The sequence below is a fragment of the Vibrio sp. V15_P4S5T153 genome (assembly GCF_963874485.1).
GTDB classification, from domain to species: Bacteria; Pseudomonadota; Gammaproteobacteria; order Enterobacterales; family Vibrionaceae; genus Vibrio; species Vibrio anguillarum.
Map to the genome: position 1 here is coordinate 438871 of NZ_CAWNHR010000011.1, position 16840 is coordinate 455710.

Sequence of the window (16840 nt, forward strand, 5' to 3'; positions counted from 1 at the left end):
ACCCCCGTTAAACCAAAAGCGCATTAGCTAGATTTTCTGAGACCTTTTCAGCATCACTCATCATGCAAGTTTCGCTGATTGCTTCACGTAGAATTGCAACGCGTTCGCGCAGTTCGTTGCATTCTGCTTCTTTGCGCAGAGCGTATTCGCGTAGCGTTTCTTGATCACCGATGTCGGCAGGTTCTGAGATTGAGATAATTGGGTCGTTCATAGCGCTTTGCCCTTTCTTGATTCTTCGTAAGTATTCCATGCATCCATATCGCCACCCGCGACGAAAAGCTTAATGTTTCCATCACCTTTATCATCTCTTACGCTGCCGCCATATTTGGCTCCGGGAAAGGTGAATTTTGCTACATTAGTTATCCATGGATAGCCACCTTGAAATTCAGTAAACTCCAAATCAGGGCGCATAGATTTGACCTTATCCTTGAATTCTTCGAATTTCAGATCTCGGTCAGAAACTTCTTTGTCATGGCCGTGCTTGCATTTTTCATTGCAGTAAACAACATCCCCCTTGATAACTAGCCCTTCGATTGGTCGAAAGTCTTCATCTGGAACCCGCTTGCCGCAATGATGACATTCAAACCACCAGCCAGCATCCAATAGTGCTTGCGTTGGAACCTTTCCAGATTCTGCGAAGTGATCGAACTCGGGAGCGCGGCGACACTCAAGATATTCAAACTCTTCTCCGAGTTCTCCAGCACCCAAGCGTCTAGCGGCTAAACCATGATGGTGAAAAACAACACATGCCTTAGGTGTGGACTCATCAGTAACAGTCCACGCTACTTGTTTCTTAGTCATAGTGTCTTACCTATTTGAGTAATTGCCGAATGGATGCGACCGCGCTCTTGTTTGAGCTTGCCGATGTGTCGCTTTAGGATTCGAGCGGAATTGCAGTGACGGCAACCGTAATTAGAAAGCATTTCATCAAAGCTGATGCCTTCTCTCTGCTCCATGCTTTCTTTCATCATGTCGTAAACCATGTCGTAACAAGTTTCGTAATAACCACCATCGCTTTCAGCACCTTTGCAGTAGGCTAATTCCTTGCTGCGTTGATCGTTATTAATAGAAAGTTCTGATGATATTTCAGCATGCCGCTTGGCGAGTTCTCGCAGCTTTTGGTCTGTGTTACTCATGCAACCTCCGTTTTAATGAGGTTAACTTTGGCGTATGCAATCGCATGACTACGGCTTTTCTTGAGAATCAATGGGCAGTGGTTCTCAGGCCACTTACCAACGTCGCACGTACCCCAGTCCGTGAAGGAGTCAATAACAGCCCTAATTAATGTTGATAGAGCGTCGCAATCTTCCCATTCTGGTTCGTAGTAACCAGATATACAGCCAAACCCAGCGATTCTTTTTGGCAGCATGTCAGGCTCTTCACCTTTGCCACGCCAGTTCTGCTTTATAGCGTTTTGTTCCCATTTGTATTTCATGCCTATCTCTGGGAACTCGTCATTTGAATCTGAGTAAAATAATTCGCCTCTGTAATGCTCACTCACGTTGACCATGATATTGGCAGCTTGTTTGCAAAGCTTTTTGAATTGACGCTTGTTCATGCTGCCTCCGTTTTGCTTTCGCAATTGGGTGAAATCCATAAACACTCGATACGTTTTCCAGTTCCACGACCAGCAGAAATACGAGCGCTCTTTTCTTCTTTTCTCCAACTGGCCAGATAGTCGTTATACAAGTCGGAGTCATAACCGGAAATGATGACCATGCCTTTAAGGTCAAGAATCGATTTCAATAATGATTCGTGATCTTGAGCGGTCATTTCATGCTGATAATAGCGATTGCCTTTGACTCTGCTTTCTGGCACATATGGCGGATCGAGATATTGAAGAGTTTTTTCACCGTCATGCTTCCTCATGACCTCGATAGCTGGCTTATGCTCGACAAGCACCGATTGAAGTCTCTTGCACACTAATGAGAGATTGTCTGGATATCTTTGCCATAAATGCATTGCAGTGGCGTATTGACGCTTAGTATCAGTTCTGAACCCAGTAGTACCACCTGTCGTTGCAGCAGAGCCGAAGCCCATAGTTGCACGAACCACCATACGACGAGCTTTTTCTATAGGTTCATTGCATGGTTCGAATGCCAGTTCGAATTCTTTGCGTGAATAGGGAGTTAAGGCGCATAGTTCTCTGAGTTTCTGGTTTGACTCTTGGTCTCGAAGAACACGGAATAGGTTTACTACGTCATCATCAAGATCGTTGTAAACTTCAGCGTAAGATTGTGGTTTTTGAATAAGTACGCCTGCAGCACCACCGAAAGGTTCTACATAGCACTTGTGTTCAGGAAAGTGAGATATTACCCAAGACCCAAGACGGAACTTTGCGCCATGATATCGAATTACAGGTGACTTGATTTTGCTCATACCGCCACCTGCTTATCTATCATTTGCAAAATAACGTTACCTTGAGCGAGTAGGTCATCACGGCTCAATCGCTCTACTGGTCTTCGTTCCCATCGCCATTCACGGTCGAATATCATCACAGCAGAAGCAAAGCCTGCCGAACTTGGTTTGTCTTTGTCCGTTGCTGGCTTGTACCAACTAGGAGCCTCAAACCCGATTCGGCCTTCGATGTACTGAATAAAATCGGCTTTGTCCGTAAACCATTTCTCAGACGTAGCCGATTTAATAAGGAGTATGATTTTTGCACCTTGATCGCGCTGTTTGATGCACCAATCAATAATGTGAGTCATTCCGGTAATGTACTGCTCATCGTCCATGAACGGACGCGAGTAAGGAGGGTTACCAAATGCAGCACTTCCGCCAATTTTCTTTAGATCATCAGCAAGGTTTTTCGCCAGTGCGTTATCTTTGGCTGTGTAGTAATTCGGAAGCAGGGCATTGCAATCGTCCGCAAAGATATCGAGAACGATAGAGCCAAGGCGTGAATTGAAGGTACTAAAAAGGCCCCACGCGAGAGCCTTTGGTGTTTCCCATTGATCTCCAATTTCTCGGAGTTTATGAGAAGGCCGTTGCTGTATTTCTAACAGCGTTTGAGCGTATTGGTTCATTGGTCGTTACCTTATAATTTCAGTTTCTTCTCAAACTCTTTAATCTTCTTTTTTGGAAATGCTCTAATCTCTGCAGGCCAACCGCTTTTAGTCATTCTCTTATTCCAATACGAATAACCTAGCGGCTCTAGCATTGACGGATAAGAGAACAAGACTTCATTACCTAAATGTGGATGCCTTTCTAAGAAGATTGCGTATTCACTATCAGCTTGCTTGCCTAAATGAATGAGTTCTAAGGTCGGTGGAGTGTTTAGATGTGAGTATCGGTTTGTGAAATGAGAAATTTGTTTTTCGTAAAACAGCATGCCACCCTCGAACACTTATTTAAGTAATTACAGCTAGCCCCAACCGCACGCTGGCTCAGTTCTTGAGTGGTAATAAACAATCGAACTAACGTGTGAACGACTCATTTCCATCTTTTCAGCGATGACAGAAGGTGTAAGCCCCTCATCATATAAACGGCGGCAAAGCTCAACGTCATGGTCTGATCCCTTTGCATGCGGGTACAACTCGCCCTTTCTACGCAAGGAAACCTTATCGTTCTTACCTCGATGCTTATTGATGGTTTTAACTCGATTTTTGATAGTTGGAACAGTTGCTGTGCGGTAACCAAACTCAGAGACTAATGCTGCAATTTCTTCAGTAGATTTAATGCCAGCCCATTTGATAATTACCGCATCTTCTTCAGGCTTAAACTTAGGATTGCCAAGGTTGTTGCATTTACCGCAACTCTTACGATGTCCACGACGCAAATCTACAGTGTATTTCTCAACATGGAGGTTTCCGCATTCACATTGGCAAGTAACTCCTTTGCCCGCGTCCTGCTTGATAACTGTTAATTTACCGAATCTTTGCCCAAGGATATTCACGTAGCTAGGATGGTGCTTCCCATACTGATAGTGTTCTTCGCCGCGTTTAACTTGATAAAACCAACCTTTTGTAATGCTCATTGGTCGTTACCTTCTTAAATGGTTATATAGCCCATGGTTTCAAGCCAAGCCGCTGCTTTCTCGTAACCAATGGCGCTAAGTAGTAGCTCATGGTCAACATGTTCTACAACATCCGTTGCTGAGATTGAGTTGATAACATCTTCAACCGGAACCCCTTCGGCGACTACCTCAACGCCTTGATGGGTTATCTTGTCGGCTGTGAATGAGAGTTTTGTTTTAAGCATGGCTGTATTTCTCCAATACTTTTCTAGCATCTGAAACAGAGTTGCGAGATAGGTTGCCATTCAGCAGAGATTTAAGAGTAGAAACGAGTTCCGCTTTATCACTTTCTGATTGGCTAAGTTTTTTGGTTAGGTTGGTGATGATGTCTTCATCACTCATATTCGTTCCACCCCATTAAAAACAAGGATTGCAACAAAAGCAGGAGCGAAGTCATATTCATGACTATCAATTGCCGCACAGCAATTTGTTGATGACACTTTCCACCCATCGGCAAGATAGGAATTAACATCCTGCTCAAATTTTACTGGATCGCAATTATGAATAACCTTAACTTTCCGATTATTTCCCATGGTCTTCACCTTCGATTTTCTTGATGATTTTATCCATCGCGCTTTTGGCGCAATCGGTGCAAATATCATCACTAGGGTGATATGGAATTGATGATGACAATTTAATATCAATTGTCTTTTCCCATCGGTCAGACTGAGATTGGACATAGCCCATTGACGCGCTTCCATTTGTGAAGAAGTGTTTTTTTGCCTCGTTGCACATATCGCATGTCTTTTGTGTTTCAGCAGGTTTCAATACAGTTGTTGCCATGGTCGTTACCTATAAAAAAGGAGCCGAAGCTCCTTGTTGTTATGCCGCAGAAACCATTGCCATGGCTTCGCTGTATCCATCCCAGTTATCAACACCGGCAGCGAATAGGGCATCGAGTAAATCAGCTTTTCTCATTAGCTCGTTGTACTCTTTCATGGTTAAGCTGATCATTTCATCTGGTCGCTCTGCGTACTGAACAGAAGCGACGGGAGCTGTTTCTGCTTGCTTCATTACTTGACGGGCAGTCTCTAGTCGGCTTTGCGTGGCTTTTACACTAGACATTTCCGTCATTGCAGTATCAACGGCAGATTCTTTCGCTTGCTGCTGAGCAAGGGCTTGGGCCTTTTGGCGCTCTTCCGCTTCTCGCTCTTTGCGCAGCGCTTCCGCTTTTTGCTCGGCTTCGGCTTGCGCTTTGGCTTCTTCTTCCTTGCGGATGCGGTCGCGCTCTGCTTGACGGCGTTTCTCTTCGGCATCTTTGTGCTCGGCAATACGCAGTTTAACGAGCGTTGCGAAGTCTTCCGGTGCTTTAAAGGCGATTTGCCCCCAGTCGTTAAATAAGAAGCGGTATTCGCTATTCTGATTAACGGTATCTAGGTTGGTTTGCGCGATATCTTTTAGCTCAGACAGTGCAATTTTTGCCTTGGCCAGTTCGTCATTGATTGCGCTTTGCATGCTTTCAATGTTGCGCTTGCCTTTAATGGCCGCAGCAAAGTCATGCTTAACGTTAAAACCGACATTATATTTTTGTGACATGTCAGCAACTAAGGCTTGAATTTCAGTCTTTGCCTTCATAACCAGTTCAGCCTTGATCTCTTCTTTGCGAGATTTGACCTGTTTATCTAAGGCGAGGCGCGCTTGGCGGATGTTTTCGCTGATAAAGCCAAGATCTTTGACGAAGCTATCAATGCTCTCCACTTCACCGAGAACTTGCTGTGACATTAGGCCGAGTTTATCTTCGGCGGATTTGAACACCTTCACCATGCTTTCTGCGTTGGCAAAATCTTGGTCTGTCTCTAGCTTTTTCTTAGACTGTTCGACCAGTTCCAGCGCTTTGGCTTTGTACTCATCTAGGTTGCTGATGATCGCAAGGCCGTTCATTTTATAAGTAACAGCGGGTAAATCTTGAATGACTTCTGCAACGACTTCAGGTTTAGATTGTTGAGAAACTTCACCATTAGCAAGCTTGATTTTGTATTCTTCTAAGTCGTCTTTGAACTGTTTTAAACCTGCAAGCATTTTCTTAATGAGTGCTTTGTTTGGCTTGTAGTCAAGCTCGTTCCAGTTATCTTCTGTGCCGTCACTAGCAACGAACTTACATGATGTGGCACCAGATAGGAGAAGCTGCTGCTCCATTTGGTAGTTGTAGTGATCATCGAGCTCTTCAGCATGGATAGCAGCAACCACTTTGCTATTTGGTGACTTGTGTTCAAAAGCTAAAACACCATCCATGGTTAAACCATCAAGCGAAGCAAGTAGGGTAAGTCCACCACATTCACCAGTGATGGTCGTCGGGTACAATTCTTCACCTAAGCGGTTTTCTAGAATTGCTCGAGCAAACTCTTCAAAGCGGTGACCATCAGCGAATATCTTTTCTTGGTAACTTGATACTTCTGGTTTAATTCCGGTCGCTTTTTCATGCATCAGCTGATCGCGTGTTTTATATGGTGAACACCCAAGAGCCGCAGAAACTTCAGAAGCAGTGAAATCAACAGACTCGCGTAGAGCATGCCACTCAGGCGTTCCTTGTTGAACGTTGTGAAACTTAACGTTTGATACTTTCATGATCATTGCTCCTTATTAATCTGCTTAATTTTTGCTTTCATTTCGTCTGTCATCTTGCCTTTTGACTCAGCCATAGAAATGATGCGTTCTGGTGTGTTTCGACCTGACTCGATAACAGCTTTCCATTTATCGAAATTCTTATCAAAATCAGCTTGTGAGTAGTAGGTGGCTTGAGTTGGAAGAGATTTTTGAGGCGTGATGTCTTTTTCGTTTGGAACGAACTCTTTTCCTTCCATTTCCTCTGCTGTTGGTGCTTGACCAATGTCAGGCCATGCCTTTCGAAGTGCTTGCGCTTCCGCACACTTGGCTAACTGAGCGAATGGACGCTTTTTCCACATAGCATTTGGAGCTAGTGTATCTCGACCAGCTGTCGCGTAGTTCTCTATCCAGTATTCCTTAGCTGAGAACGAGACAATATTGTTACCAACTAACTTATGGACCGTGTACTTACACCATTCTGGGTAAGAAACATCACTACCACCTAAATTAGCTGTAATAGTTGGACCAAACTCAGGCTCATCAGCACCAGCATAAGTTTTTGAGCGATCTGCTTGGATGCGATAAAGCCCGATGCCCGGCATAACCACATCGCGGAAGTCATGCTTGCCAGTTTGAGCATCTTTAACGCTCATCGGTACTAAATGGACAGGTTTTAATAGAATATCCAAACCGCGAGATGTGCAATAATCGACAGCCATAATTATCGATTCTTCACGAGCGCCAGGGAATATGGAGTTAGTTAGTGCAGACCAAGTGGATTCATCTATTCCACGTTGTGCAACTGCAGGGAGCCGCTCCTGAAATGGTGCAATGTTACTCATTGGTCGTTACCTCAGTAATTAGATAGTTGGATTTGCTCAAATTGAGTGATTAGGTCGTTTTCGAATTGGTGCTTCTTTTCGGCTGCATATCCATCTTTTATTTTTACTTTGTTTTCTTCGATGAACTGATTTAGAAGATCGCAAAAATTGTCTTGGAAGTTCTCAAGCGGAATAAGTTTGTGGCTACTCATTTGAGGATCAAACTGTGTTGCCATTACTTCACGAACAAGGCCAACAACCATACGACGAGGTAAATCCTGCTCAAACATCCAGTCCACAAAGCTGGTGATAGTTAGGCCGCAAAACTCTCGGTTTGACTTAATGCGGACAATTCCTTTGTCGATATAAGCGTTCAGCGCGGATTCTTCATTTTCTGGCACTAGACTAAGAATATTCATTTATGTATCCTTTCGATGAGCAAGCCGTTTGGTCGCGGCTTGCTGACTGGTGAGCTGAGTGTTTATCGGTCGTTACCTTTAGCCGCTTAGGCGGTTGGAGTGTGTTTCTTGGTCGTTACCCACTCCCCGATAGCCCCGCTTATGCGGGGTTTTTGGTTTCTGGCTTGCAACAGCATTCACCAAACATGACTGCCGACACAGATGTTGCTCCATCTGGATCTCTGAGTTCATCAATTGGCACTCTTACTTCACCAGAGCGTCCGCGACCTTTAACTACTACTGAGTTGATGCCAATGGAAATAATTTTTCCTTTCTTTGATGTGAACTGACTTCCTTTGCGGCTGGTTACCACATCCATATACTCGACCTGATCGCCAACTTTCTTTTGAGACGCTTCATTTTTGAATCGATTGCATTCGCCGCAACGAGTTAGCTTTTTCAAAGTTACAGTTTCATCGTTCATCATCGTTACCTTTTATCTGGTGAAATAAACCCCGCACATTGGCGGGGTAGATTGGTCGTTACTCGGAAGTGGCACCCCGTACAGAATTTGAATCTGTAACCCTCGGATTAGAAATCCGATGCTCTGTCCAATTGAGCTAACGGGGCAAAATGGTGCAAGTTGACGGAATCGAACCGACGACCTGATGATTAAAAGTCATTCGCTCTACCACTGAGCTAAACTTGCGTATTTTGAAAGCGGTCTGCGCTAGGTTGTCAGAGCTAGCTATTTTTGTTTGACCATTTAGGTGACTCAAACCGCTTTAAAAATAGGTGATACCAGCACCCTGTTAGAACAACTGTAATCACGTTAGCGAGAAGGTGTGTTCTGGTATCGGTTTACTCGGTCTACACAAGGCGGATATTGCACATCGTTATTAGAGTTAAGATGCTTTTCCCCAGCCAATCTGGTACTTGCTCACAACAGGGTTACTTAGCTCTACCTGTTCACCCAAATGAGCGTTTTCCCTTCGAGGTTCTAACTTACAGATTCGGTTAATAACCTAGACTTTTTCGCTTTTCTGTCCATCTAGGTTTTTTTGTTCTTTGCTTTCTAAGGTGATCGCCAATTCGTTGGTTGACTCTTGTGTTTGAGTCAGGGAGACGACCATTCTTGTAATACTTCTTAATGCCTCGGATGTGCATTGGTTTTTTTGATATTGATTCAGGGCGAATCTTTGGCTGATTTGACTCTTGGTAATAGTTCAACCACCAGTAATCACGCTTAGATTCCCATTCTTCAAGAACATCCCAAGGCTGTTTATTTAATGCTTGCCCATAGTGAATGCAACGGCTTATTACCCACTGGAACTTTTTATAAAACTCTTCCTTATTGCGCATTGGTCGAGTTTCTTTTCCAGCCCTTCTAGCGTCTCTCATGTACGCTTCTTTCAGAGATTTGTAGCCTTTGGTTTGGCTAAAATATTTCCAATCAACGTTCATGAAGTACCTCATAAAACCGTAATGTTTATATTTTGAAAGCGGTCTGGCGAGGCGGTGAACTCAGAAGCACTCACCCAGACAATCAAAGCATGTCGCACCACGCAAGAGCATCTTTTTAGCCAGTCGTGCGAGACAGTCACGCGCCAGACCGCTTTCAAAAGCACCGTCTTTCCGATGTGTCAGGTTGACTCATTCCCCACCATGGGTTGTACAATTTAGACCAAGCCCTTCTCGTTGCTGGCTTCGAATCACACGTCCATCATGCTCATTTAGAGTTTCGGCAATGAATTCCCATTATCTCGCGGTCTTTCCCGCCGTCATAATGCTCACTGGGCAAGGAAGACCCAGCACATTCCGTTGTCATTTAGCCGCCCTTCAACGTCTTAAGCGGATAGAAACTTAAGAATACGGCTTCCAATCAGACATAATTGGCGCGGATTACGTGATCAACTTCGATTTACCCGTCTTTAAGCATGCACACACACTTTGAAGATTAACCCTCACCATTAAAAAGCACTCATGACAGATCATTAATGAATTTAAGGGTTAATCTCAAAATGCGGTGAATAAAAAACAACTCTGGATATCTACTCGATGTGTTGGGGTGCCTTCAAGGGTTACGCTGTCCTTAGCTTACGCTGGCTTGTTTACTCACGCCCAGCAACGTGATCTCTACGACTTTCCACAGACATAGAAACTGGTATGTTTTTGTTTCCACAGACAAAAGGAAATAAAACAATGAGTGATAACTCAGCAATTAACCTAGTAACTAGTACAGCCTTGGTCTACTCAAAATCAGAAGACAAGGGAGCTAAACGCGCTATTGCAGTTTTTGCCGCAATGGAATTAATCAAAAGTGATTTAACCACATCAAGTACCGGCGCTAGGCTACAAGGACATATGTCTAGTCTTTCTGAATATGCAGATAAGATAGAATCAGCACTAAATAAAAACTAACACCAAAGCCCGTTAATTCGGGCTTTCTTCCTCTAGCTGTCGAATAAGGATCCTCAATCGCTTTAGCTCAAACTCGTTAACGCTCTCAACGTTCTCTTTGCCGATCTTATTAAGACCGTCAACGTCTAAATTATCAGCGACTGCTTTTGCCTGAGCTTCAATTGCTCGCCAAATGTGAAGCGACAAACCTACATCTTTCATAAACCCTCCAATAATTACCAAAACGCCTTAAAAAAGACGCTTTGATAATCGCCCTAAAAAGGGCGGTTATCCTGAGTCACGAACGCACGTTGTGCTCAATGGCAATGTATTTCTCTTGACTGCCAAACGTGACTCTCGCATCCAATTCATTTCCACCGTGGATGATGCTCGGTGTGACCTCCAACTATCCGGCTATTCCGAATGGTTGGTAATCGTTCATGGCGCAAATTGTTAAAGAGCTAAGGCGTTGTGCCTTGGATGAGTTAAATATACGTTTCGTACATATTGCTGTCAATACGGAATGTACATTATTTTTTTGAAATATACGCAATGTGATTAAGAACTCATAATTTGTGCAACAAAAAACCCCGCAATTGCGGGGTTTGATTAGTTTGAGTTTTGTTCGCTTCAGAAGCGGTAACCTAGGCCTAGTGACCATGTTCCGACATCGATGCCGCCAGAGTAGCTAGCCTTTTCGTAAGAAATGTCAAACACAACTTCATCGGTGATGTCGAATTGCGCGCCAGCCCCTAGCGCCAAAGAGTTCTCATTATCATCACCTCGGCCAGTGTCTATGTATCCCATTCCTAGGCCGATTAAGCCATAAAAGCTGATGCGATCGCTCGCGCGGAATGTAGGGCCAACAGTGATCAAAAATTGGCTTAGGTTAATGCGTTGTCCAAAATAGGTTTTACTTAAGCCGCTGTAGCTTACCGAGCTGATGATGCCATACGAATTATTCACCTCAGTGCGGTATTTAGAGTTGAAGCCATAAGCATCGTCAGGGAAGTCGTAGTCACCAACTTCAATCGAGCTTTGAACAATGCCAATGGACACGACTGGCTTTCTCGGCGCTTCCTTCTCATCCGCGAAAGAGGATGCCGATAACGCAAATAGTACCGCTGCTGTTAAAACTTTTGATTTCATTATTTTTCCTTATGCAACTTGTTTTTTTATTTTGTCGAGATACTACCTTAATTTTTGGCTGTTTTAAAATAGCTTTATTTTTGCATCGACTACCACGCCTATGATTCGGCAATTCCCGTTGATTGGGATCATTTTGTAGTTAGGGTTGAGCGGTTTTAGATAGCGCTGACCTGCATCAATGATAATTTGCTTAAACGTGGCCTCGTTTACGTCCATTAGTTTCGCGACCACTAGAGATTTGTTTTGATAATCACGCTCTGTATCTACAAGAACGTAAGCGCCATCAGGAATGCTAAGGCCGGATGGTGATGTCATCGAATCACCTTCGACTTTTAGCCAGAAACAGCGGCCGCTTGTTTTTTCAGTTGTTTCATACCACTGATCTATTTCACTGATTGAGTATGGCTCGCATGCTTCTGTCCAAGCTCCAGCTTGCACTGAACTAAGAACAGGAAAAGCACGGAGATAAGGTCTAACTGGCTCAGTAACGCTAGAGACATTTGCCCAAGCATGATTTGGGTATTCAAGATTTCCGTCCGAGTGAAGTGTTAGCGAGTCCAGATCAACAGCCTTCAATATTTTGGCTATCTGATTTAGAGAGGGCTCGCGCCTTTTATTCAGCCAATGACCCATTCCTCCTGGAGTTACTTCAACTAATTCAGCGAGTCTTTCCTGAGTCATGCCTGTTTCTTTTAGCCTGGCTTTAACCAGATCGGTCCAATTCATTTTCATTCCATGAATATACAAATTGTACAAAATCACTCAACGCACAAAACGTATATTTTATTGCAAGGTTGGTGTACACTATGTACACTATGCGAACATAAAAAAGAGGCCCAGAAATGCAAAGAATTCGAATAGCGAGGGAGGAGGCAAATATCTCGGTAAAAGACATTGCCATCCTGATAGGAACCGAACCATCGGCTGTTTATCACTACGAGTCTGGAAGACGAAAACCAGATTTTATTCAATGCTGGAAGATTGTTAATGCCCTTAACGAGTTAGGTGCGAAATGCACTTTCCAAGACGTTTTCCCAAACCCAAAAACATACGCTTCTTCTGAACCACAACTAAATACTACCGCACCCGATAAAACTGCGTAACTACAAGGAATCATTGATTATGTTAGCTATTTTTGAATCCAAGAAAGAAGTCGTCAAAGAGATCATCAAACACACCAAAGGTGGTCGCGGTGCTTTAGCTGGCGCTATTGGGATGTCTGAAACCACCTTCAACAACAAGCTATACGAGCGTAACGGTTGCCTGTTCTTCGACGATGAAGATCTTGAAGCAATGGAACTGCATGCAGGAACCTACGTTTTAGCGCAATACCGTGCAAGTTTGCGTGGCGGTTTATTCATTCCTCTTGGTGAATTCGAACTTGACCAAGAAGAGCTCAGCGAAATTCAGATCGGTGAAATGGCGGCTATTGGTGAAGTCAATGTCGAAATATCAAAAGCTCTCGCAGATGACCAGATGATCGACAGCAAAGAAGCTAAGGCTATCAAGGCTGCCGCTATCAAAGCGGCTGCGAAGATTATCGCCAGCAAACTAGCGACGATCAAAGTTTACAAAGCAAGGTAACGACCTATGAGCATTATTCGTGCAAGAAGAGAAAGAAATTACAGCGTGATTTCTAACTCAGTTTATCAAGATAACCTGCTGTCATTTCAGGCAATGGGGATGCTTTCCTACATCCTATCAAAACCAGATAACTGGTCTATTAGTCCTAGTCAGTTGGAAAAAGTCACTGTTGGAACAGCTAAGAAAACGGGCAGGGATGGTATCTACAGCATTCTAAAAGAACTGAAGACCAAAGGGTTTATATCTACCAATAAACACTCTGATGGAACCGTTGATTACACAGTATTTGATAACCCTATTACGGATAAGCCAGATACGGATAACACGGATAAGGATGAGCCAAATACGCCTAACCCAGATCAGGCTAACCCAGATCTGGCTGAGCCGACACTAATAAGTACTGATAATAAACAAGTACTGATTGGTAGTAATAAAAATAAACAAAAAAGTGATTTGGATTTTCCTGAATTTGAAACCTTTTGGAAAACCTACCCAACCAAAGCGAACAAGCAGGGCGCACTGAAATCATTCAAATCCGCTTTGAAAAAACAAAACCTAACCGCGAGTGAATTTACCAACATGCTGGTTAGCGATGTTTCTGAACGTATCAAGCGAAAGCAATTCGGCTTCGACAAGCTGCATGCAACCACGTACCTGAACAACGAGCGATGGAACGACCCACATGAAGAAAATCAACCAAGAGCTAATGAATCTGGCCACAAGCCAAACGCAATCGAAGCCTACAACGAGCGGCTGCTTGCCAAATACGGACATGCTTCCACACCGATCGAGCGGGAAATCAATCCAGTTGACGGTGGCGGATTGGGTGAACACCAAGTTTCGGGAAGCGTTTATGAACAAATGGACGTTCGAAGCGCTTCCGGCGACATGGGAGCAGGGGATTAGCGTGTTGACGGTTGAACAGATCCGTAAAGGCGTTGCCAAGGTGTTGATTGATTCTGCAAGCGGCTGGCCTCCTGTGCTTTCTGAGTTCATCAGCATTTGCAAGAACATCGGTTTTGATTTTGCCGGTTGCTTTGAGCGCTTCATGAGCAAAGAAAAACCGCTTAACCAGTTTGAGCGCTTAGTTTTCGCGGATGCGGTTCATGCAAACGTGAGACGCAAGCCGATCGGCGAGGATGAGAAAGCGTTCAAGAAAGTATTTAACAAATGGGTTGAGCGGTTCTCAGCGGGACAGATTCCGCAAGACGTACCAGCACTGCCGCCTAGCTCGGTTGTTATGCCGACGGATATCGCAAGGGAGAAATACGGAGCGCCAGATCCTAGTAAGTACCGCCAAGGCTCAATCTTTAATCGCATTGCTCAAATGGGCAATAAAAACACTCACAGTGAACAACCAAAAGGTAACGACCAATGATCATTAAAACAGAAAAAATCGAAGTAACCACTCTGCACGAAGCAATGATTTTCTTTCGTGGCAATCAATCTCAAGCGGCCATCAAGCTTGCTGTTAACCGTGGAACGCTGCGCAAGTATTTAAGCAATGGCGGCAAGCAGTTGGTTAGAGTTCACCGTGACGAATTTAGTGAGATTGCATCGCTTGAGTTGATTAACGGTTAATGAAAATGGCAGAGCAATTTTTACTAGATTGGCAGCGCCAAATCGAGAGCCTTACGTTTTTTAACGTGCTGGCCTATTACGGCTTGTTCTGCGTTTGGCGCTGGATGGTGGATTTGTTTTTCAAAATTAAAACTCACAAAGAGATCGATGAGACTTGCATATTGATTTTTCAAGCCGCCCTTGAAGGCGTTTATCTAACAACGCCAGTGGGGCCGCAAATGGCAAAGATCATTGAGATTAATAAGCGAGCCTTTACAACTGAGCGGTGCTGTTATGAGTGAATATCGCCATGGAGAAAGCCATGCCTAGTGTTGGAGAAAAGATATTTATCAGTCATGTAAAAAGCCTTGGGCTTTGCGTTCCTGAGTCTGAGTTCCGATTCAAAGGCTCATGCGGCAAGCGCCGCTGGCGTTTCGACTTTGCCTATCCCGATTTAATGATTGCCATCGAAATCGAGGGTGGGGTTTATACCAAGGGTCGCCATACTCGCGGGAAAGGCTACGAAGCTGATTGCGAGAAATATAACACTGCAACGGCTATGGGCTGGAAAGTATTTAGGTTCACTACCGGAATGGTAACGAGCGGCCAAGCGCTATCGGTTATCGAGAAGATTCTGAAAAATCATAAAAGCGAGGGTGATAATGGCAACTTTACATCTCGTTAAAGACATGGGTGGATTTAAGCCGCTCGGTACCGATGATTCTGAGCTGATGAGAAAGATCCCGCTTGGTTCGCTTATTGAGTGCGAGTATAGCAAGAAACGCAATCCGCTATTTCATCGTAAGTTTTTCGCACTTCTCAATCTTGGTTTTGAGTACTGGAATCCGCCAGAAGCGGACTGGCGAGGGTTTAAAGCGGTTAAGAATTTCGATGTATTCAGAGAGCAAGTGACGATATTGGCTGGGTTCAGAGAGGTAACTTATAACCTTGACGGCTCAGTCAAGGTAAAAGCCAAATCAATCAGCTTTGCAAGCATGGATGATCCTCAGTTTGAGGAGGTTTACTCGAAGGTTCTTGATGTTATCTGGAACAAAGTATTAAACACGGTATTTGAAGACAAGCGCCAGCTTGATAATGCCGTCAATCAATTGATGAGCTTTTGAGGTCGGTATGTCAAGTAAAGAACACGATGAGCTATGCAGACGCTCAGCTCAGTTTTTAAAAAATAACGGGTTCAATGTGGTCTTCGACGATCGCTTTGCGCCAACCAGTGAACAGCCAGATGCTTTCGGAATTAGCGGCACATCAACATGCTTGATTGAGGTAAAGGTATCAAGGTCTGACTTCCTCGCAGATTCAAAGAAGTGGTTCAGGCAAGAACCTGAAAAAGGCATGGGCGATTGGCGTTTTTATCTATGTCCAAAAGGCCTGATCAGCGTCGATGAACTTCCTCATGGTTGGGGGCTGCTCTATGCGACAGAGAAGCAAATTCGCAAAGTACATGGTTGGCCTGACAACGGATACTTCGACTACAACAAGCCATTTGTCGGCAATCACTCCGCTGAACGCTCTTACATGTATAGCGCACTGCGCCGCATGGAAATTCGAGGCCATCTTGATGATGTTTACAAGGGGATTGATGAATTATGACTCTGGCCAGAAGCAAAAAAATACTTAAATCCGCCAAAGGCGAAGACTGCACGCTTCGCCTAGTTGGTATCTGCAATTTCAATCCTGAGACTACGGTATTTGCTCACATAGGAAAGCGTAGGGGGATGGGCATTAAGTGCGCTGATTATTTCGGTATTTATGCTTGCTCATCCTGTCATGACGTAATCGATAGCAGAGTTAACTCAGATTACACCAAAGATCAGCTCGCATATGAAGAACTTAGAGCGTTAGAAGAAACTCAGGAAAAACTCATTGAAAAAGGGATGTTGGTGGTTGAATGAGAGACTTAAGAACGACTAGAAAAATATTGCGAGCGTGGGGCGCATGGAGCAACAACAACATTGACTGTGATTGGTATCGAGAAGCACCTGGTATGTCAAACGTTCTACCCAAAGAAGCCAAGCCATACTATGAAACTCTCACTGATGAAGAAGCAGCTGTTGTAGATAAAATCGTTCTGAAGATGCATGACGAGAAAAACCCGAGGCCTATGACGTTTTTTATCTTGAGTTACGTGTACGGTATGAATAACTGTGAGATAGCGCGCAGAGCTACCAAAGCAGATAAGAAAAAATGTTCAGAGGGGAAAGTGCGTAACGCGCTCATGCTCATGGAAACATTTGTGCAGGGTGCGCTAGCCGCTCAGGAAGGTGTTGGTTTATCAATGAAATTTGAAAGCGCAGAATAAAAAAACTCAAAAATAACCCTATTCGTTACGAATTTTTTGTCATAGTCTG

General features: G+C 44.1%; 32 protein-coding genes and 2 tRNA genes. 12 read left to right on the forward strand and 22 right to left on the reverse strand.

From position 1 onward, the window contains the following. Positions 1–7 precede the first annotated feature (7 nt). The 19 genes from AACT42_RS03820 to AACT42_RS03910 form a co-directional block, all read right to left on the reverse strand. A complete protein-coding gene (locus AACT42_RS03820) occupies positions 8–211 on the reverse strand; it encodes a hypothetical protein (protein ID WP_094133470.1) in 204 nt (67 codons plus the stop codon). Beyond that, positions 208–801: a hypothetical protein gene (locus AACT42_RS03825; protein ID WP_094133469.1), complete on the reverse strand. Its 594-nt coding sequence runs from the start codon at positions 799–801 to the stop codon at positions 208–210. The genes AACT42_RS03820 and AACT42_RS03825 overlap by 4 nt, the downstream gene beginning before the upstream one ends. Next, entirely contained in the window at positions 798–1136 is a 339-nt protein-coding gene (locus AACT42_RS03830) for a hypothetical protein (protein ID WP_094133468.1), read from the reverse strand. The genes AACT42_RS03825 and AACT42_RS03830 overlap by 4 nt, the downstream gene beginning before the upstream one ends. Further along, complete coding sequence (locus AACT42_RS03835) at positions 1133–1558, reverse strand: hypothetical protein (RefSeq protein WP_094133467.1); 426 nt, start codon at positions 1556–1558, stop codon at positions 1133–1135. Before AACT42_RS03835 ends, AACT42_RS03830 begins: the two co-directional genes overlap by 4 nt. Further along, positions 1555–2379 (reverse strand): DNA adenine methylase, encoded by an 825-nt coding sequence (locus tag AACT42_RS03840; RefSeq protein WP_094133466.1) that lies wholly within the window; start codon positions 2377–2379, stop codon positions 1555–1557. Before AACT42_RS03840 ends, AACT42_RS03835 begins: the two co-directional genes overlap by 4 nt. Beyond that, positions 2376–3026: a phage N-6-adenine-methyltransferase gene (locus AACT42_RS03845; protein WP_094168044.1), complete on the reverse strand. Its 651-nt coding sequence runs from the start codon at positions 3024–3026 to the stop codon at positions 2376–2378. Before AACT42_RS03845 ends, AACT42_RS03840 begins: the two co-directional genes overlap by 4 nt. 11 nt (positions 3027–3037) lie before the next feature. After that, entirely contained in the window at positions 3038–3331 is a 294-nt protein-coding gene (locus AACT42_RS03850; protein WP_094168045.1) for a hypothetical protein, read from the reverse strand. A 33-nt stretch (positions 3332–3364) separates the two neighbouring features. Then, positions 3365–3976: a hypothetical protein gene (locus tag AACT42_RS03855; RefSeq protein ID WP_094168046.1), complete on the reverse strand. Its 612-nt coding sequence runs from the start codon at positions 3974–3976 to the stop codon at positions 3365–3367. Positions 3977–3990: 14 nt separating this feature from the next. Further along, complete coding sequence (locus AACT42_RS03860; RefSeq protein ID WP_094134022.1) at positions 3991–4200, reverse strand: hypothetical protein; 210 nt, start codon at positions 4198–4200, stop codon at positions 3991–3993. Continuing rightward, positions 4193–4357: a hypothetical protein gene (locus tag AACT42_RS03865; RefSeq protein ID WP_161441950.1), complete on the reverse strand. Its 165-nt coding sequence runs from the start codon at positions 4355–4357 to the stop codon at positions 4193–4195. The genes AACT42_RS03860 and AACT42_RS03865 overlap by 8 nt, the downstream gene beginning before the upstream one ends. Beyond that, a complete protein-coding gene (locus AACT42_RS03870) occupies positions 4354–4548 on the reverse strand; it encodes a hypothetical protein (RefSeq protein WP_094134023.1) in 195 nt (64 codons plus the stop codon). Before AACT42_RS03870 ends, AACT42_RS03865 begins: the two co-directional genes overlap by 4 nt. Then, positions 4538–4798 (reverse strand): hypothetical protein, encoded by a 261-nt coding sequence (locus tag AACT42_RS03875; RefSeq protein WP_094134024.1) that lies wholly within the window; start codon positions 4796–4798, stop codon positions 4538–4540. Before AACT42_RS03875 ends, AACT42_RS03870 begins: the two co-directional genes overlap by 11 nt. Positions 4799–4837: 39 nt before the next feature. Continuing rightward, complete coding sequence (locus AACT42_RS03880) at positions 4838–6580, reverse strand: lambda-exonuclease family protein (RefSeq protein WP_161441949.1); 1743 nt, start codon at positions 6578–6580, stop codon at positions 4838–4840. Positions 6581–6582: 2 nt separating this feature from the next. Next, on the reverse strand, positions 6583–7401 hold the full coding sequence (bet, locus tag AACT42_RS03885; protein ID WP_094134026.1) for a phage recombination protein Bet: 819 nt from the start codon (positions 7399–7401) through the stop codon (positions 6583–6585). A gap of 11 nt (positions 7402–7412) precedes the next feature. After that, positions 7413–7799 (reverse strand): hypothetical protein, encoded by a 387-nt coding sequence (locus AACT42_RS03890; protein ID WP_094134027.1) that lies wholly within the window; start codon positions 7797–7799, stop codon positions 7413–7415. Positions 7800–7938: 139 nt separating this feature from the next. Continuing rightward, positions 7939–8265, reverse strand: a complete 327-nt coding sequence (locus AACT42_RS03895) for a hypothetical protein (protein ID WP_141192822.1) — start codon at positions 8263–8265, stop codon at positions 7939–7941. Positions 8266–8331: 66 nt separating this feature from the next. Then, a tRNA-Arg gene (locus tag AACT42_RS03900) sits at positions 8332–8408 on the reverse strand. A 4-nt stretch (positions 8409–8412) separates the two neighbouring features. Further along, positions 8413–8487: transfer RNA gene (locus tag AACT42_RS03905), tRNA-Lys, on the reverse strand. A 308-nt stretch (positions 8488–8795) separates the two neighbouring features. Beyond that, on the reverse strand, positions 8796–9242 hold the full coding sequence (locus tag AACT42_RS03910; protein ID WP_094134029.1) for a hypothetical protein: 447 nt from the start codon (positions 9240–9242) through the stop codon (positions 8796–8798). 738 nt (positions 9243–9980) lie between these two features. Between AACT42_RS03910 and AACT42_RS03915 the strand changes: the two genes are divergently transcribed. Further along, positions 9981–10199, forward strand: coding sequence for a hypothetical protein (locus AACT42_RS03915; RefSeq protein ID WP_094134030.1), 219 nt, complete (start codon positions 9981–9983; stop codon positions 10197–10199). Between the two features lie 12 nt (positions 10200–10211). Here the strand turns inward: AACT42_RS03915 and AACT42_RS03920 are convergent, their stop codons facing one another. The 3 genes from AACT42_RS03920 to AACT42_RS03930 form a co-directional block, all read right to left on the reverse strand. Continuing rightward, a complete protein-coding gene (locus tag AACT42_RS03920) occupies positions 10212–10400 on the reverse strand; it encodes a hypothetical protein (RefSeq protein ID WP_094134031.1) in 189 nt (62 codons plus the stop codon). Positions 10401–10808: 408 nt separating this feature from the next. Continuing rightward, positions 10809–11327 (reverse strand): Ail/Lom family outer membrane beta-barrel protein, encoded by a 519-nt coding sequence (locus AACT42_RS03925; RefSeq protein WP_094134032.1) that lies wholly within the window; start codon positions 11325–11327, stop codon positions 10809–10811. A 63-nt stretch (positions 11328–11390) separates the two neighbouring features. Further along, the gene (locus AACT42_RS03930) at positions 11391–12053 is read right to left on the reverse strand and encodes a LexA family protein (RefSeq protein WP_337247233.1); all 663 of its coding nucleotides are present in this window, start codon (positions 12051–12053) and stop codon (positions 11391–11393) included. 116 nt (positions 12054–12169) lie between these two features. On the opposite strand from AACT42_RS03930, the gene AACT42_RS03935 reads away from it, so the two are divergent. The 11 genes from AACT42_RS03935 to AACT42_RS03985 are packed head-to-tail and all read left to right on the forward strand — an operon-like array spanning position 12170 to position 16791. Next, positions 12170–12430: a helix-turn-helix transcriptional regulator gene (locus AACT42_RS03935; protein WP_094134034.1), complete on the forward strand. Its 261-nt coding sequence runs from the start codon at positions 12170–12172 to the stop codon at positions 12428–12430. Positions 12431–12449: 19 nt separating this feature from the next. After that, complete coding sequence (locus tag AACT42_RS03940) at positions 12450–12911, forward strand: YmfL family putative regulatory protein (RefSeq protein WP_094134035.1); 462 nt, start codon at positions 12450–12452, stop codon at positions 12909–12911. A 6-nt stretch (positions 12912–12917) separates the two neighbouring features. Next, positions 12918–13817 carry a hypothetical protein gene (locus AACT42_RS03945; protein ID WP_094134036.1) on the forward strand — a complete coding sequence of 300 codons (900 nt, stop codon included), beginning with the start codon at positions 12918–12920 and terminating at the stop codon, positions 13815–13817. After that, positions 13765–14289, forward strand: coding sequence for a hypothetical protein (locus AACT42_RS03950; protein WP_141192823.1), 525 nt, complete (start codon positions 13765–13767; stop codon positions 14287–14289). The genes AACT42_RS03945 and AACT42_RS03950 overlap by 53 nt, the downstream gene beginning before the upstream one ends. Beyond that, positions 14286–14492 carry a hypothetical protein gene (locus AACT42_RS03955; protein ID WP_094134038.1) on the forward strand — a complete coding sequence of 69 codons (207 nt, stop codon included), beginning with the start codon at positions 14286–14288 and terminating at the stop codon, positions 14490–14492. Before AACT42_RS03950 ends, AACT42_RS03955 begins: the two co-directional genes overlap by 4 nt. Before the next feature lie 5 nt (positions 14493–14497). Continuing rightward, on the forward strand, positions 14498–14773 hold the full coding sequence (locus tag AACT42_RS03960) for a hypothetical protein (RefSeq protein ID WP_141193271.1): 276 nt from the start codon (positions 14498–14500) through the stop codon (positions 14771–14773). Positions 14774–14793: 20 nt separating this feature from the next. Beyond that, on the forward strand, positions 14794–15156 hold the full coding sequence (locus tag AACT42_RS03965; protein WP_094134040.1) for a hypothetical protein: 363 nt from the start codon (positions 14794–14796) through the stop codon (positions 15154–15156). Then, entirely contained in the window at positions 15134–15595 is a 462-nt protein-coding gene (locus AACT42_RS03970) for a DUF1367 family protein (RefSeq protein WP_094134041.1), read from the forward strand. The genes AACT42_RS03965 and AACT42_RS03970 overlap by 23 nt, the downstream gene beginning before the upstream one ends. A gap of 7 nt (positions 15596–15602) precedes the next feature. Next, positions 15603–16082, forward strand: a complete 480-nt coding sequence (locus tag AACT42_RS03975) for a hypothetical protein (RefSeq protein WP_094134042.1) — start codon at positions 15603–15605, stop codon at positions 16080–16082. Next, on the forward strand, positions 16079–16384 hold the full coding sequence (locus AACT42_RS03980) for a nuclease domain-containing protein (RefSeq protein WP_094134043.1): 306 nt from the start codon (positions 16079–16081) through the stop codon (positions 16382–16384). Before AACT42_RS03975 ends, AACT42_RS03980 begins: the two co-directional genes overlap by 4 nt. Continuing rightward, the gene (locus tag AACT42_RS03985) at positions 16381–16791 is read left to right on the forward strand and encodes an antiterminator Q family protein (protein WP_094134044.1); all 411 of its coding nucleotides are present in this window, start codon (positions 16381–16383) and stop codon (positions 16789–16791) included. Before AACT42_RS03980 ends, AACT42_RS03985 begins: the two co-directional genes overlap by 4 nt. The last annotated feature ends 49 nt before the right edge of the window (positions 16792–16840 follow it).